The 15,796-nt window shown below is 58.7% G+C and carries 16 protein-coding genes and 1 other RNA gene; 13 read left to right on the top strand and 4 right to left on the bottom strand.

What is annotated here, in order from left to right:
- The first annotated feature begins 2 nt into the window (after positions 1-2).
- The 4 genes from G5380_RS14490 to G5380_RS14475 all read left to right on the top strand — a co-directional run bounded on the left by G5380_RS14490 (position 3) and on the right by G5380_RS14475 (position 3,090).
- Positions 3-1,220, top strand: coding sequence for a cytochrome b (locus G5380_RS14490; RefSeq protein WP_201938937.1), 1,218 nt, complete (start codon positions 3-5; stop codon positions 1,218-1,220).
- Positions 1,217-1,951 carry a cytochrome c1 gene (locus G5380_RS14485; protein WP_201938939.1) on the top strand — a complete coding sequence of 245 codons (735 nt, stop codon included), beginning with the start codon at positions 1,217-1,219 and terminating at the stop codon, positions 1,949-1,951. Before G5380_RS14490 ends, G5380_RS14485 begins: the two co-directional genes overlap by 4 nt.
- Before the next feature lie 87 nt (positions 1,952-2,038).
- A complete protein-coding gene (sspA, locus tag G5380_RS14480) occupies positions 2,039-2,668 on the top strand; it encodes a stringent starvation protein SspA (protein WP_421352846.1) in 630 nt (209 codons plus the stop codon).
- Positions 2,665-3,090, top strand: coding sequence for a ClpXP protease specificity-enhancing factor (locus G5380_RS14475; protein ID WP_005336278.1), 426 nt, complete (start codon positions 2,665-2,667; stop codon positions 3,088-3,090). Before sspA ends, G5380_RS14475 begins: the two co-directional genes overlap by 4 nt.
- 43 nt (positions 3,091-3,133) lie before the next feature.
- Here the strand turns inward: G5380_RS14475 and dolP are convergent, their stop codons facing one another.
- From dolP to G5380_RS14455, 4 genes are read right to left on the bottom strand one after another with little or no spacing between them, the layout of a single operon-like run.
- Positions 3,134-3,712, bottom strand: a complete 579-nt coding sequence (gene dolP, locus G5380_RS14470; protein WP_005336277.1) for a division/outer membrane stress-associated lipid-binding lipoprotein — start codon at positions 3,710-3,712, stop codon at positions 3,134-3,136.
- A 4-nt stretch (positions 3,713-3,716) separates the two neighbouring features.
- Positions 3,717-4,307, bottom strand: coding sequence for a D-sedoheptulose-7-phosphate isomerase (locus G5380_RS14465; RefSeq protein WP_005336275.1), 591 nt, complete (start codon positions 4,305-4,307; stop codon positions 3,717-3,719).
- Positions 4,308-4,316: 9 nt separating this feature from the next.
- A complete protein-coding gene (locus tag G5380_RS14460) occupies positions 4,317-4,709 on the bottom strand; it encodes a YraN family protein (RefSeq protein ID WP_058057529.1) in 393 nt (130 codons plus the stop codon).
- Positions 4,630-6,417 (bottom strand): penicillin-binding protein activator, encoded by a 1,788-nt coding sequence (locus tag G5380_RS14455; protein ID WP_421209463.1) that lies wholly within the window; start codon positions 6,415-6,417, stop codon positions 4,630-4,632. The genes G5380_RS14460 and G5380_RS14455 overlap by 80 nt, the downstream gene beginning before the upstream one ends.
- Before the next feature lie 199 nt (positions 6,418-6,616).
- On the opposite strand from G5380_RS14455, the gene rsmI reads away from it, so the two are divergent.
- The 9 genes from rsmI to mraY all read left to right on the top strand — a co-directional run bounded on the left by rsmI (position 6,617) and on the right by mraY (position 15,796).
- Positions 6,617-7,450 (top strand): 16S rRNA (cytidine(1402)-2'-O)-methyltransferase, encoded by an 834-nt coding sequence (gene rsmI / locus G5380_RS14450; RefSeq protein WP_042079676.1) that lies wholly within the window; start codon positions 6,617-6,619, stop codon positions 7,448-7,450.
- A 157-nt stretch (positions 7,451-7,607) separates the two neighbouring features.
- An RNA gene (rnpB, locus tag G5380_RS14445) (RNase P RNA component class A) lies at positions 7,608-7,994 on the top strand.
- Between the two features lie 442 nt (positions 7,995-8,436).
- Entirely contained in the window at positions 8,437-8,895 is a 459-nt protein-coding gene (mraZ, locus tag G5380_RS14440) for a division/cell wall cluster transcriptional repressor MraZ (RefSeq protein WP_013723406.1), read from the top strand.
- A complete protein-coding gene (gene rsmH / locus G5380_RS14435; protein WP_421206666.1) occupies positions 8,896-9,834 on the top strand; it encodes a 16S rRNA (cytosine(1402)-N(4))-methyltransferase RsmH in 939 nt (312 codons plus the stop codon). It begins immediately after the preceding gene.
- A 3-nt stretch (positions 9,835-9,837) separates the two neighbouring features.
- On the top strand, positions 9,838-10,152 hold the full coding sequence (gene ftsL, locus G5380_RS14430) for a cell division protein FtsL (protein WP_216952213.1): 315 nt from the start codon (positions 9,838-9,840) through the stop codon (positions 10,150-10,152).
- A complete protein-coding gene (locus tag G5380_RS14425; RefSeq protein WP_216952212.1) occupies positions 10,149-11,903 on the top strand; it encodes a penicillin-binding transpeptidase domain-containing protein in 1,755 nt (584 codons plus the stop codon). Before ftsL ends, G5380_RS14425 begins: the two co-directional genes overlap by 4 nt.
- On the top strand, positions 11,887-13,368 hold the full coding sequence (murE, locus tag G5380_RS14420) for a UDP-N-acetylmuramoyl-L-alanyl-D-glutamate--2,6-diaminopimelate ligase (RefSeq protein WP_216952211.1): 1,482 nt from the start codon (positions 11,887-11,889) through the stop codon (positions 13,366-13,368). The genes G5380_RS14425 and murE overlap by 17 nt, the downstream gene beginning before the upstream one ends.
- Positions 13,365-14,720 carry a UDP-N-acetylmuramoyl-tripeptide--D-alanyl-D-alanine ligase gene (locus G5380_RS14415; protein ID WP_421206669.1) on the top strand — a complete coding sequence of 452 codons (1,356 nt, stop codon included), beginning with the start codon at positions 13,365-13,367 and terminating at the stop codon, positions 14,718-14,720. Before murE ends, G5380_RS14415 begins: the two co-directional genes overlap by 4 nt.
- Positions 14,714-15,796: a phospho-N-acetylmuramoyl-pentapeptide-transferase gene (gene mraY / locus G5380_RS14410; protein WP_421206671.1), complete on the top strand. Its 1,083-nt coding sequence runs from the start codon at positions 14,714-14,716 to the stop codon at positions 15,794-15,796. The genes G5380_RS14415 and mraY overlap by 7 nt, the downstream gene beginning before the upstream one ends.

Genomic DNA, 15,796 nt, shown 5'->3' with positions numbered 1-15,796 from the left:
TCATGTTGAGCAAACTGATGGGCTGGATTGACTATCGCTTTCCGCTTACTGCCATGTACAACGACCACATGGCCAAGTATCCGGCTCCGAAGAACCTGAACTTCTGGTATTTCTTCGGTTCGCTGGCCATGTTGGTGCTGGTTAACCAGATCATCACCGGCATCTGGCTGACCATGAACTACAACCCCTCTGCGGAAGGTGCGTTTGCCTCCGTCGAGTACATCATGCGGGATGTGGAGTATGGCTGGCTGCTACGTTACATGCACTCTACCGGTGCCTCTGCCTTCTTCGTGGTGGTCTACCTGCATATGTTCCGAGGTATGATTTACGGCTCTTACCAGAAGCCGCGCGAGCTGCTGTGGATTTTCGGCATGCTGATCTTCCTGGTGCTGATGGCGGAAGCCTTTATGGGCTACTTGCTGCCCTGGGGACAGATGTCATTCTGGGGGGCCCAGGTCATCATTTCGCTGTTTGGTGCCATTCCGGTCATCGGTGACGATCTTACCCTGTGGATCCGTGGTGACTACGTTATCTCTGGTGCGACCCTGAACCGCTTCTTCGCGCTGCACGTCATCGCGTTGCCGCTGGTTTTGGTGATGCTGGTTGCGATGCATATCCTGGCGCTGCACGAAGTGGGCTCCAACAACCCGGATGGCATCGATATCAAGAAGCACAAGGACGAGAACGGCTGGCCGCTGGATGCGGTGGCATTCCATCCTTACTTCACCGTCAAGGATATGATCGGTGTCGCTGGCTTCCTGTTCTTCTTCTGCGCCATCATTTTCTTCAAGCCGGATATGTGGGGTTACTTCCTCGAGAAGCCGAACTTTGAAGTGGCCAACGGCCTGAAGACTCCGGCTCACATCGCGCCTGTGTGGTACTTCACCCCCTTCTACGCGATTCTGCGTGCGGTACCTGACAAGCTGCTTGGCGTCATCATGATGGGCCTCTCTATTGTGGTGTTGTTCCTGCTGCCCTGGCTGGATCGCTGCAAGGTGCGTTCAGTACGCTATCGCAGCAAGCTGCACAAGCTGAACATCGCCCAGTTTGTGGTCTGCTTCATCATTCTGGGGGTGCTGGGTGTACTGCCGTCGACGCCGACTCTGACGCTGGTTGCCCAGATCTGTACCTTGGGTTATTTCGGTTTCTTCGTGCTGTTGTTCTTCTACAGCAAAAACGAACGCACCAAGCCGCTGCCGGAGAGGGTGACATTTAAATGAAAAAAATAATATTTGCAGTGCTGACCCTGCTGCCCTCTCTGGTGTTTGCCGCTGGAGGTGCGGTTGCACTGGACAAGGCCAATTACGATCTGAGTGACAAGGCATCCCTGCAACGCGGAGCTGCCACCTTCATGAATTATTGTGCCGGCTGCCACTCTACCCAGTACCAACGCTACAACCGGGTTGCTGCCGATCTGGAGATCCCTGAGGATCTGATGAAGGAGAACCTCATTTTCACCGACGCCAAAGTGGGTGATCTGATGAAGAGTGCCATGTCTGAGAAGGATGCCGCCAAGTGGTTTGGTGCGCCGCCTCCCGACCTGACTCTGGTTGCCCGAGTACGTGGTGCGGACTGGATTTACACTTATCTGCGTTCTTTTTACGTGGATCCGACCCGTCCGTTTGGTGTGAATAACGTGGTGTTCCCGTCAGTGGGCATGCCCCATGTGCTGGAGCCGCTGCAGGGGACTCCCCGTGCCGAGTTCGCGACTCACATGGTCGATGGCGTCGAGACCCAGCAGGTTGTCAGCATCAAATCTGACGGCAACGGTGAAATGGATGACGAAGAGTATGATAAGACGGTACTGGATCTGGTAAACTTCTTGGTCTACTCGGCTGAACCGGTACAACAGGAGCGTGAACGCATGGGCTTCTGGGTGCTTGGCTTCATCGTGATCTTCTTCATCTTCACTGTGCTGTTGAAGAAGGAATTCTGGCGCGACGTTCACTAAGCGACCAGATCCGGGTAATATAATGCACGGCAATGAAGACCAAGATGCTTCATTGCCGTTTCTGCTTTTTTATGACGGGAGGGTTCAATGGCTGTAGCTGCCAATAAGCGTTCGGTAATGACGCTGTTTTCCGGTGCCAACGATATGTTCAGCCATCAGGTGCGTATTGTCCTGGCGGAGAAGGGTGTTAGTGTGGATATCTGTCAGGTTGACCCAGCCAATCTGCCGGATGAGCTGGCCGAGCTGAACCCGTACAACTCTGTACCGACCCTGGTTGATCGTGAGCTGGCGCTCTACACCTCGCGCATCATCATGGAGTATCTGGATGAGCGCTTCCCGCATCCGCCCCTGATGCCTGTTTACCCGGTTGCCCGCGGTAACAGCCGTCTGATGATGCACCGCATCGAGCTGGACTGGTACTCCCTGGCCGACAAGATCATGGCCGGTACCGATGCTGAAGTGGCACGCAACGAACTGCGTGACAACCTGCTGGCCATCGCGCCGATCTTCGGTGAAATGCCCTATTTCATGAGCGAAGAGTTCGGTCTGGTGGATTGCTACATGGCACCGCTGCTGTGGCGTCTGCCGAGCCTTGGCATCGACCTGACCGGTCGTGGCGCCAAAGAGCTGAAGGCCTACATGGTTCGTCTGTTCGAGCGTGAGTCCTTCCAGGCTTCCCTGACCGAAGCCGAACGCGAGATCCGTGCTGGCGTATGAGCATGGAACCGACAATGACACCGAGCCGCCCGTACTTGTTACGGGCGTTCTTTGACTGGTTGCTGGACAACGATCTGACCCCTCATCTGGTGGTCAACGTCAACATTCCCCATGTGATGGTGCCGATGCAGTTTGCTCAGGACGGGCAAATTGTACTGAATATCGCGCCCCGAGCCGTGATGCAATTTCACATGGATAACGAGGCTATCAGCTTCAGTGCCCGTTTTGGCGGGGTATCCCAGCAGGTCTATATCCCGATGGCGGCCGTGCTGGCTATCCATGCCCGGGAGAACGGCGTGGGCACCATGTTCCCGCCTGAGCCGGGTTACGATATCTGGCTGGAGCAGGCTGAAGCGCCGGTGGAGCCTGAGCCGGAACCGCCGCGTCCAAGCGGTCGTCCGACCCTGAAGGTGATCAAATAAAAAACGCAGCCGATTGGCTGCGTTTTTTTATGTGCGGTCGGGCTTAGTTCTGGGCGAATTCGAAGGCCTTGATCACGCGCTTCACGCCGGTGACATGGCGGGCGATGTTGACTGCCTGCTCTCCCTCCTGGCGAGTCACCAGACCAATCAGGAACACCTCGCCGTTCTCGGTGACCACCTTGACCTTGGTGCTGTCGAAGTTCTTGGTGCCGAACATGTCGGCTTTCACCTTGGAGGTGATCCAGGAGTCATTGCTGCGGGTGGTGAAACTGGCAGGTTGGCCGATGCGCAATTCGTTGTAGACGTGGCGGACCCCTTCGATGCGACTGACAATTTTGCCCGCCTCAATCTTGTAAACGTCAGAAGGTGTCTGGCCGACCAGCAGGACGCGGCCATTGTTGCTGTAGACGCTGATCTTGCTGGCTGCGCTGAGGGGTTTGTTGTCGGCCAGCAGATTGGCCGCTTTCAGCTCGATGGTCTGGTCATCCCACTGCGCGCCCAGGGTTCGGCGATCGCCAGAGGCCTTGGCAGTCCCTGCGGCGCCGCCAACAACCAGGGCTGCGCAGCCTTGCAGCAGCAGGGTGCTAACCAGCAGACCGAGCAGGATAGTGTGCTTTTTCATGGTTTCAATCTTCCTGTTGCGGGAAAAGTGTCTGGTCGATGAGATCACACAGGCAGTGCAGGGTCAACAGGTTCACTTCCAGAATGCGAGGGCGACGGGCGGAGGGAACACGGATCTCCACATCGTTCGGGCCGAGCAGACCAGCCATTTCGCCACCGTCACCCCCGCTCAGCACCACTATGGTCATGTCGCGGGAGAGGGCGGCTTCGGCGGCCTTGATCAGGCTACGGCTGTGGCCGGAGGTGGTGATGACCACCAGAATGTCGCCAGGCTGGCCCAGCGCGCGGATCTGCTTGGCATAGACCTCTTCAAAACCGTGGTCGGTGGCGATGGCGCTGATGGTCGCCATGTCCGGGGTCAGGGCCATGCCGGGCAGGGAGGGGCGCTGGGTCTCGTAGCAGTTGACCAGCTCGGAGATGAACAGTTGCGCCAGTGCGGCAGAAGGACCGTTACCGCATGCCAGCACCTTGTGGCCATTGAGCAGGCAGATGGTGATCATCTGGGCTGCAGTATGGATGGCATCCGGCAGCGCCTCGGCGGCGGCTATCTTGGTCTGGATGCTTTCGGTGTAGTTCTCTTTGATGCGGTCAGTCATAGGGTCCTCTTAAAATGCGTTCTGGATCCAGGCTGGCTGGTCGCCCTCGAACGCAATCACATCGAATCGGCAGGCCTGATTGGCCTCGTTGATGGCATGTTGCTTCAAATAGTGGCGCGCTGCCAGCATGATCTTGTGCTGTTTGCTGCGGGTGACCGAGCTGGCGGCCCCGCCATGGCTGCCGGTGGCCCGGTAGCGCACCTCAACAAACACCAGGGTCTGGCCCTGGTGCATGATGAGATCTATTTCACCGCCACGACAGCGGTAGTTGCGAGCTACCGGTTGCAGGCCCCGAGCCTGCAACCAGCGTTCAGCGACTTGTTCAAAGTGCTGTCCCTTGCTCGTTGGTGAGGGGAACAGGCTCGGCAACTGCTGGCGTATCCGTTTCCATAGTTCCTTCATTGGAGGGCTCCTCCAGTTGCTGAACGGCGTTCTCGTCGACCAGCTTGCCGTTCTGGTAAGTACCCCAGCTCAGCATCCGCACGATATTGCCCTGGGCATCCACGCTCAGCTGACCGCTCATGCCGGCCTGCTGCATGCCACCTACCTTGCGCATCTGCTGCAGGTTCTCAGCCAGGCTGACGGCATCGTAGCCCATGGCAAACAGACGCAGCAGGTCGCCCTGGGTCTGCGGCCAGAGCAGGGCGATCTGCTCGCGCTGTTTCTCGTAGCCACCCAGCAGCAGCGGCATATCGGCGATATGCATGCCGTTGAGCTCGGAGGCGACCTCGGTGGCTGCGCTGTCGTAGCCGCGGGAGCTGGTGTAGATGGGCAGGCTTCCCATCGGATTGACCGAGACATCCACGTAGGGCTTGATCATCCGGGTTTCCAGGCTGTTGGCCACCACATAAACGGCATCGATGCTGCGCGGTGCGGCATCAGAGAGTTGCACTACCTCGCCAGCACGGGCGGTAGAGCGGCCGCTCAGGGCATTCTTGACCATCCCCTGTACTTCGTTGCGGGCACCGAAGGTGGCAACGACTGGCTTATCCTGGCTCAGGGTGGCCCAGCTTTGCTCAAACGCTTTGATACTGCTGTAACCGATCCGACCCTGGGCGGCGATCAGCAGCGGTTTACGGTAGCCCTGGGTGTAAAGGTACTGGGCTGCCTGCGCGGCATCTGCGGCGGCAGAGAGGGAGAAGTAGTAGGTGGTGTCGTTGACGACCGGCTTGTCCAGCTCGTTGAGTGCCAGCACCGGCACGGTCGGATTGGCCTTGAGTAGCTCCTCGACCCGATCTTTCAGCAGCGGGCCGATGATCATGTCTGCCCCTTCCTGAATCGCCTGCTTGTAAAGGTCGCCGGTCGACTTGCTCTGGGTGTCGTAGAAGTTCAGGGTGAATTGCCCCTGATTTTCCTTATAAGACATCAGCATACCATTACGGATGGCTGCGCCCTGCGGCTCCAGATTGCCGGAGAGGGGCAGCAGCACAGCGATCTGTTGCACCGAGGTGCTGGCAGTGGCCGCCAGATCGCCCAATCCTGCCGGCATATCTTTCTGGGCCGGATGGTTGGGGAAGTCACGCTTCCAGCCTGCCAGTTGGCGGGCCAGCAAGTTCGGCTGGGCGCCAAACTCGTTGACCAGTGCCGCCAGTCGTAGCCAGCCGGTGGTCACATCAGGGGCCGGAGCCTCTTCCAGCGCTTGCAGGGTGGAAGGGGTCATGCTTTTGAGCAACGACCAGATTTGCTGATGGTTGGTCGCCTGCTCGCTCTGATTGAGGTAGGGCTCCAGTGCAATCAATGACTTGGCTGCGCCAAACTTGTTATTGATGTCGAGCTGCAGCACTACGCGCTGGCGATACCAATCCTTCTGGGTATCGGCATCCAGCAGCACCTCAGGTTTGCCTTCCAGCAGGATCAGCGCCTGATTGGCGTGGCCTTGCGCCAGCAACAGATGGGCTTGCAGTAGTTGCAACTGCGCCTTCTGAACGGGATCCTTGGCCTGCTTCTGCAATTGCTGGAACAGCGCCGAGGCCGGTTTGGCCTGGCCCAGCGCCAGATAGCTGCGTGCCGCCAGCATCTGCCAGGTAAAGGCCTCGGCCGGCTTGGCGGGATCCACCTGCTCAAGATACCACTGGGCATTCTTGGTCAGATTGGAGAACGCAGAGGGCATGCCTGACTGCCCTGACGGTTGAGTGGGCTCCGACGCACAGGCGGCGAGCAGTACTGCCGCGAGTATGATGCCGAAGAGTCGTGATACACTTAGCTGCTTTGTAACCCGGTTCAAGTTCATTCCCCGACCAGTGTTGAAGTTCCCCATAGTGTAAACGGGCCAATATGGCGACACAATTGTCGGGGCACTCGGAGATCCCATGAGTGACATCCCAACCCTGTATATAGTCCCCACTCCGATCGGCAATCTGGCGGACATCACCCAGCGTGCATTGGACATTTTACGCAGTGTCGATCTGGTGGCCGCCGAAGATACCCGTCATACCGGTATCCTGCTCAGCCACTACCAAATCTCGGTGCCGACCTTCGCCCTGCACGATCACAACGAGCAGCAGAAAGCCGATGTGCTGATCGGCCGGATCAAAGAGGGCAAGAGTGTTGCGCTGGTCTCCGATGCCGGCACCCCGCTCATCAGCGACCCCGGTTATCACTTGGTCACCCGCTGTCGTGAAGCCGGGGTAAAGGTGGTGCCGCTGCCCGGTCCCTGTGCTGCCATCACCGCGCTAAGTGCGGCCGGTCTGCCCACCGATCGCTTTGCCTTTGAAGGCTTCCTGCCCGCCAAGAGCAAGGGGCGTGACGATCGCCTGCAAGCCGTTATTGAAGACACCCGCTCGCTGGTGTTTTACGAATCGCCGCGCCGTGTGCAGGATACAGTAGAAGCGATTGCTCGCATTCTCGGCGAGCGTCAGGTGGTGGTGTGCCGCGAGCTGACCAAGACCTTCGAGTCAATTCATGGTCTGCCTGCCTCTGAAATGCTGGCCTGGCTTGGTGAGGATGACAACCGTTGCCGCGGCGAGATCGTGCTGGTCGTGAGTGGTGCCTCCAAAGATGAAGAGGATCTGCCAGCCGAGGCGATCCGTACTCTGGGTCTGCTGGTGACTGAGCTGCCACTGAAAAAAGCGGCTGCCCTGACCGCCGAGGTCCACGGCGTGAAAAAGAATGCCCTCTACAAATATGGTCTCGAGCACTATTGAGCGGATGAAATAGGCTGGCAGACTGCTTTTTGACCTGTGCAATCCCCCGAACCGTCGAGCATTCAGCATGTAAACGGGGGGCAAAGCGCGATAAATGGCTGTAAACGGGAATTGCCGGTTTACCCCGTGCGTATCGCAAGGCTATAATCCGCGCCTCGGAGTTGGCTAGGCAATCGCTGCTTCGTCGTTGTGTCCCTCGGGACAGACGGGCGGAGGGGAGGAAAGTCCGGGCTTCACAGGGCAGGGTGCCAGGTAACGCCTGGGGGGCGTGAGCCTACGACCAGTGCAACAGAGAGCAGACCGCCGATGGCCCGCAAGGGATCAGGTAAGGGTGAAAGGGTGCGGTAAGAGCGCACCGCGCGACTGGCAACAGTTCGTGGCACGGTAAACTCCACCCGAAGCAAGACCAAATAGGCCCCTATTGGCGCGGCCCGCGTTGGGGGCGGGTAGGTTGCTTGAGCCAGCGAGCGATTGCTGGCCTAGAGGAATGATTGCTACCCGGGGCAACCCGGTACAGAACCCGGCTTACAGGCCGACTCCGACCTCATTCCGAAGAGCCCCGCGATTTATCGCGGGGCTCTTTTTTATGCATGAGAAAATATGGCTTCGTTGGCAAGATATTTTCGACCTTGTCATTTTGCATGAAAATATATGTTTTAAATCAATCGAATAGTTTTGTATTTGGCACGATGGCAGCGATAGATGGTGATAGAACCCAGGATGGTTGTTCGCACCCACATATTGTGTGTGTTCTCAGTTCATTCACTTATTTCAATTAATCACCAGAGTTTAACGCCAAATAACTTGTGGAAAATCAACCCACTCAATCCGCAGCATGCAATTGCTGCGTCAATATGTTCCCTCTGCCTCATCTCCTTGCTTGAAAAGCCCCCTGCACGTCCTTAAACTTCAAGGTGGGGAAAAGTGGATCAAAGTGGTTTTTAGAGGGGCAATCTGCCTGCTCACTCACCTTCAGGGACTGCAATTTGTTGCGTGGCGCTCATGCCATCAGCCTGGACAGTAAAGGGCGGCTGGCAATTCCGACCAAATTTCGTGATTGGCTGCGCGATGAAAGCGACGGCCAGCTGGTCTGCACCATCGATATTGCCCATCCCTGTCTGCTGCTTTATCCCCTGAATGAATGGGAAGAGGTCGAGCGCAAGCTCAAGACTCTCTCCAGCATGAATCCGCAAGAGCGCCGTTTGCAGCGCCTGCTGCTGGGACATGCAACTGAATGCGAGCTGGATGGCAATGGCCGTCTGCTGCTCAGTCAGCCACTGCGCAACCATGCGGGGCTGGACAAGAAAATTATGCTGGTGGGCCAGCTCAACAAGTTTGAGTTGTGGGATGAAGCCCGCTGGCAACAACAGGTCAATGACGACATCTTGGGTCTGCCCGGGGACGATTGGGCAAGCTCACCACGACTACAGGATTTCTCTTTATAAATGACCCAAGCCGCTGAACACATCACAGTGCTGCTGCACGAAGCCGTTGAAGGTCTGGCCATCAAGCCGGACGGTGTCTACGTCGACGGTACTTTTGGCCGTGGTGGTCATTCTCGTCTGATCCTGCAGCACCTTGGCCCGAATGGCCGCCTGATCGCCATCGACCGCGACCCGCAGGCGATCGCCGAAGCGGCCAAGATCCAGGATCCCCGCTTCGAAATCGTGCACGGCCCCTTCTCCGGCATCGCCTCCTATCTGGATGAGCGCGGTTTGCTGGGCAAGGTGGATGGCTTCCTGCTGGATCTGGGGGTCTCTTCACCCCAACTGGATGATGCCGAGCGCGGCTTCAGCTTTATGAAAGATGGTCCGCTCGATATGCGGATGGACCCCACTTCCGGCCAGAGCGCCGCCGAGTGGCTTGCCAAGGCCGATGTGGATGATATCGCCTGGGTGCTGAAGACCTTCGGTGAGGAGCGCTTTGCCAAGAAGATCGCCCGCGCCATCGTCCACGACCGGGTGACCGAGCCTTACGTGCGTACCCGTCAGCTGGCTGAGATGATTGCCCGGGTCAATCCGAGCAAGGAGAAGGGCAAGCATGCGGCAACCCGCAGTTTCCAGGCCATCCGCATCTATATCAACAGCGAGCTGGACGAGATCGAAACCGCGCTCAACGGTGCATTGGACGTGCTGGCACCACATGGCCGTCTGTCTGTGATCAGCTTCCACTCGCTGGAAGACCGGCTGGTGAAACACTTCATTCGCAAGCACGAGAAGGGGCCTGAAGTGCCCTACGGCATTCCCTTGACCGAGGCCCAGCTGGCTGGCGGTCGCAAATTGAAGTCGGTCGGCAAGGCGCTCAAGCCTTCTGATCATGAGGTCTCTGAAAACACCCGTTCGCGCAGCTCGGTGCTGCGGGTCGCCGAGCGGCTGGCGGAGTAAGCGATGAGCGAAGTACGTGTCCACCTAGCCAAGGAGATCGTTGCCGATCTCTGGCGGCACAAGCTGCAGATTTTTCTGTCGGTTGCCGTACTGGTGACCGCGTTTGCCGTGATCCTGGTGACCAACATGACCCGTGGCCTCACCGCCAAACAGAATGACCTAATGGCGGAAGAGGATCGCCTCAATATCGAATGGCGCCACCTCTTGCTGGAGCAGGGCACTCTGGCGGAACACTCCCGGGTCGCCACGCTGGCCATGGACAAGTTGCAAATGGGTCGCCCTCTGGTGACCACCGAGAAGGTAATTACTCTGCCATGAAACGGAAGGCTACAGCCAAAACCGCTAAAGCGAACGTTAAAGCGCCATCTATCTATCCGTGGCGCTTCCGCACGCTGGTCGTATTCATCGGCATCGCCTTTGTCGGGCTGATCCTCCGTCTGGCCTGGATCCAGGTGATCAATCCGGATCGTCTGCGTCAGGAGGGGGACATGCGCTCTCTGCGAACCACCTCCACCCAGGCGGTGCGCGGCATGATCACCGATCGCAATGGTGAACAGCTGGCTGTTTCCGTTCCGGTCGAGGCGGTCTGGGCCGATCCCAAGACTGTGCACGAGTCCGGCGCTATCCACAATGAGCGGGCTTGGATGGCGCTCTCAGCAGTCCTCAAAATCGATATCAATACTCTCAAGCAACGTATAGCCAACCCCAGCAAGCGCTTCGTCTATCTGCAGCGTCAGGTAACGCCCGCTGTCTCTGAATACATCAAGGGGCTCAAGCTGGGTGGTGTCTATCTGCGTCCCGAGTCGCGCCGCTTCTATCCGACTGGCGAAATCAGTGCCCACCTGGTGGGGGTAACCAACATCGATGGCAACGGGATCGAGGGGATCGAGCGCAGCTACAACGAGTGGCTGACGGCGACACCGGGCGAGATGCGGGTGCGCAAGGACCGGCAGGGCAGGGTCATCGAGCGTCTTGGTATCGTCAAAGAGGGCAAGAACGCCAACGATCTGCAGCTCAGCATCGATCAGCGGGTGCAAGCATTGGCCTACCGTGCCCTCAAGCGGGCAACCGACGAGAACAAGGCAACGTCCGGCTCCATGGTGATGCTGGATATCAAGACCGGCGAAGTGCTCGCCATGGTCAATACCCCCTCCTATAACCCGAACAACCGCGGCCAGTATCAGAGTTTCCGGGTACGCAACCGGGTGGTGACCGATACCTACGAGCCGGGCTCCACAGTCAAGCCGCTGATTTTGCTAAGTGCCTTGCAGGCGGGTGTCACCAGCTGGAAGGATTTCATTCCCGGTGGCCCGCTCTTTATTGGTGCCAAGCAGATCAAGGACGTCAGTATTCACAAGGCGACCAACCTTTACGATATCCTGCGCTACTCCTCCAACATCGGCATGTCGCGCATCGCGCTACGGATGCCGGCCCAAGAGATGATCAACACCCTCAGTATGTTCGGTTTCGGCATGGATACCGGCAGCGGACTGATGGGCGAGAGCGGTGGTATGTTGCCTCAGCGTCGGCGCTGGTCCGATATCGAGCGGGCGACCCTTTCATTTGGTTATGGTCTGCGGGTTACCCCGCTGCAACTGGCTTCCGCCTACGCCACCTTGGCCAACAAAGGCAAGCGAGTGCCCATCTCCATCGTCAAGGTGACCACGCCGCCCAAGGGTGAGCAGGTGATCGACCACAACAACGCCTCCGCCATGCTGCAGGCGCTGGAGTACGTGGTCGACAACGCTATTCCCAAAGCCAAGATTCCGGGTTATCGGGTCGGTGGCAAGAGTGGTACCGCCAAGGTCGCCGTTGCCGGAGGCTACGGCAAGGATTACATGGCCTGGTTTGCCGGTTTTGCCCCTGCCAGTAATCCCCGTTTCGTCATGGTGGTGGTGATTAACGAGCCAAAAGGCAGTGCTTACTATGGCGGTGCCGTGGCGACCCCGCCGTTTGCAGAGGCCATGGGCGGGGTACTGCAACTCTTCAACATTCGTCCTGACGCGGTGCCCACAGCGGTGCCCGCCAAACTTGCCCGTACGGAGGCTCCTCTTGTCCCGCGCACTTGATGCATTACTGCGCCCCTTCGGTATCCAGGCGCCGGCGCTCACTCTGACCGATATCCAGCTGGATAGTCGGCGGGTTGGCCCCGGCTCGCTCTTCGTGGCTATTTGCGGTCATCAGGTGGATGGCAGACGTTTCATCGAACAGGCGGTTGCTCAGGGAGCGACCGCTGTTGTGTTTGAGGAGGATGGTGAATTTATCCCACCATCGACTCCGGTTCCCTGTATCGGGATGCGGGATCTGCCCGCTCACCTCTCTGCTCTTGCGGGCTATTTCTACGATCAGCCAGCCCAAAAATTGGATCTGGTCGGGATCACCGGCACCAACGGCAAGAGCACTACCGCTTTGCTGGTCGCCAACTGGCGCACCCTGCTGGGTGGTAAGGCCGGGGTGATGGGCACCATCGGCAACGGCCTGTTTGGCCATCTGATCGAAGCGGAAAATACCACTGGCAGCGCCGTGCAGGTACAAGCCAATCTGGCTGCGCTGCAAGAGCAGGGGGCGGATCTGGTGGCGATGGAGGTCTCCAGCCATGGTCTGGTGCAGCACCGTGTCGCCGCGCTGCCCTTTTCCGCCGCTGTCTTTACCAACCTGAGCCGGGATCACCTCGACTACCACGGCACCATGGAAGCCTATGGCGCGGCCAAGGAGCAGCTGCTGCAGCTGGTCGACGAGTCGAATGCGGTGATTAACCGAGATGACGAATTGGGTGCCAAGTGGCTCGAAAAATACCCGGCAGCGGTGGCTTTCAGTGTGAATGGCCCGATTGAACACCATTTTGGCCGTCAATTAACGGCGCAGCAGCTCGATTTTCACCAGCAAGGTTTTCGCGCGCAGATTAACTCCAGCTGGGGGAATGGTGTATTATCCGCCCCCTTGCTCGGGCGCTTCAACGTCAGCAATGTGCTGGCGGCGATGGGCGTAATGCTGGTGCTCGGTTACGACTTCCATGAGCTACTGGCAACTGCCCCGAAATTGCAGCCAGTGACCGGTCGTATGGAGTGTTTCGGCGGTGGTGATACGCCGCTGGCGGTGGTCGATTACGCCCACACCCCTGATGCGCTGGAAAAGGCATTGCAGGCCCTGCGGGTGCACTGCACCGGCCAGCTTTGGTGTCTGATTGGCTGTGGTGGCGACCGCGATCGCGGCAAGCGTCCCATGATGGCCGCCATGGCCGAGCAGTATGCGGATCGCGTGATCCTGACCGACGACAATCCCCGTACCGAGGAGCCGGCCCGGATCATGGCCGACATGGTGGCGGGTCTTCGCGATCCTGCTGCGGTGCAGGTGGAGCACGACCGGGTCAAGGCGATTGCGCTGGCCATCGGTCAGGCGAGCAAGCAGGACATCATCCTGGTGGCCGGTAAGGGCCATGAGGATTATCAGATCATTGGAACCGACAAGCGGCACTACAGCGACCGGGAAACCGTCGCGGCCGCCTTGCACACATTATTGGAGTCATTCAAATGATGACCCTCAGGCTTGCCGAGCTGGCGCAGGTACTCGATGCCCGTCTGATTGGTGACGATGGCGAGATCACCGTTGTCAGTACCGACACCCGCACTTTGGGCGCGGGTGCCCTGTTCGTTGCCCTGCGCGGCGAGCGTTTCGATGCCCACGATTTTTGCGAGCAGGCTGTTCAGGCAGGGGCCTCTGCTCTGCTGGTCGAGCGTGAGCTGCCGCTGGCCATTCCCCAGCTGGTGGTGGCGGACAGCCTCAAGGGGCTGGGCCGACTCGGCAAGCTGGTGCGCGAGCGCATCAATCCGAAAGTGCTGGCCATTACCGGCAGCTGCGGCAAGACCACGGTGAAGGAGATGGCAACTGCCATCCTGCGCAACGAAGGGGAAGTGCTGGCCACCGCTGGCAACTTCAACAATGAGGTGGGCGTGCCGCTCACCCTGCTGCGCCTCGAGCCGCAACACCAGTTTGCGGTGATGGAGCTGGGAGCAAACCACAAGGGCGAAATCGCTTGGACTACCTCGCTGGCCAAGCCCGATGCCGCCATCATCAACAACGTCGCAGCTGCCCATCTTGAGGGCTTCGGCTCTCTTGAGGGGATCTACCACGCCAAGAGCGAAATTTTTGAGGGCTTGAGCGAAGGCGGCACCGCCATCGTCAACGCCGACAACGAATTCTGGCCGAAGTGGCGCGAGCGTGGCATTCGCTGCGCCTTCTCCATCGAGGATCAGAGCCAGCCGTTCCATGCTCGCGATGTGGTTCTCAACGCTCAGGGTTGTGCCGAGTTCGTCATGGTAACCCCGCAGGGTGAGGTGAGCCTGACTCTGGCGATCCCCGGCCGCCATAACGTGGCCAATGCGCTGGCTGCCGCCGCGGGCTGTCTGGCCCTCGGCGCATCCCTCGACTCCGTCAAGGTGGGGCTGGAGCAGATGGCACCGGTCAAGGGACGCTTCTGCGTCCAGCGCTGGGGCGGTCTGACTCTGGTGGATGATACCTACAATGCCAGCGTGGAGTCCGTGCTGGCGGGCATCGATGCCTTGACCGCCATGAGCGGCTTTAAGGTGCTGGTGTTTGGCGACATGCGGGAACTGGGTGAGGAGTCTGCCGAGCAACATGCCCGGGTTGGCCGTCATGCCCGCGAGTGCGGTCTGGATGCCGTGCTGACAGTAGGGGAACATAGTCGCTATACCGCAGATGCCGCGGCTGGCCGACATTTCGATAACAAGGCGTCGTTGTTTGAAGTGCTTGCGCAAATGATAAATACACATCAGGAAATTTCGATTCTGGTCAAGGGTGCCCGTGGCTCCCGCATGGAAGATATCGTCGAGATGGTCAAAGGCCATCAGGAGTCAGCCACATGCTAGTCTGGCTGGCCGAACTGCTCACCCCGCACTTCACCTTCTTCAACGTCTTCTCCTACCTGACGTTTCGCGCCATCCTGTCGATCATTACCGGTCTGGGAGTTGCGCTCTGGATGGGGCCGCGCCTCATTCGTCGCCTGCAGATCCTGAAGTTCGGTCAGGTGATCCGCAACGATGGTCCCGAGTCCCACCTCAGCAAGCGGGGCACTCCGACCATGGGTGGTCTGATGATCATTGCTGCGATTTTCACGTCTGTGCTGCTCTGGTGCCGCCTCGACAACCCCTATGTCTGGCTGGTGCTGTTTGTGCTGGGTGCCTATGGCGCCATCGGCTTTGCCGACGACTACCTTAAGGTGGTGCGCAAGAATACCGACGGCCTGATCGCCCGCTGGAAGTACTTCTGGCAATCCGCCGTTGCGCTGGGAGTGGCTGTATTCCTCTACGTCACGGCCACCCATGATGGTCAGACCCAGCTGGTGGTGCCCTTCCTCAAGGATGTGATGCCGCAACTTGGCCTGATGTTTATCCTGCTCACCTATTTCGTCATTGTTGGTACCTCCAACGCGGTCAACCTGACCGATGGTCTGGATGGCTTGGCCATCATGCCGACCGTGATGGTGGCGGGCGGCTTTGCGTTTATCGCCTGGGCAACCGGCAACGTCAACTTCGCCAGTTACCTGCATATTCCCTATGTTCCCTATACCTCCGAGCTGGTGATCGTCTGTACTGCCATCGTCGGGGCAGGTCTGGGCTTTCTCTGGTTCAACACCTATCCGGCACAGGTCTTCATGGGGGACGTCGGTTCCCTGGCATTGGGCGGCGCGCTCGGCACCATCGCCGTGCTGGTACGCCAGGAGTTCCTGCTGGTGATCATGGGCGGTGTCTTCGTGATGGAGACTGTCTCGGTGATCCTGCAGGTGGGGTCTTACAAGCTGCGCGGCGTGCGGATCTTCCGCATGGCGCCGATCCATCACCACTACGAGAAGAAGGGCTGGCCGGAGCCGCGCGTTATCGTGCGTTTCTGGATCATCACCCTCGTGCTGGTGCTGCTGGGTCTTGCCACCCTGAAGGTGAGGTAA

Origin of the sequence: Aeromonas sp. 604443 (genome assembly GCF_049170315.1) — a bacterium.
GTDB classification, from domain to species: domain Bacteria; phylum Pseudomonadota; class Gammaproteobacteria; order Enterobacterales; family Aeromonadaceae; genus Aeromonas; species Aeromonas veronii_A.
This window is presented reverse-complemented; position numbering and strand designations above follow the sequence as displayed.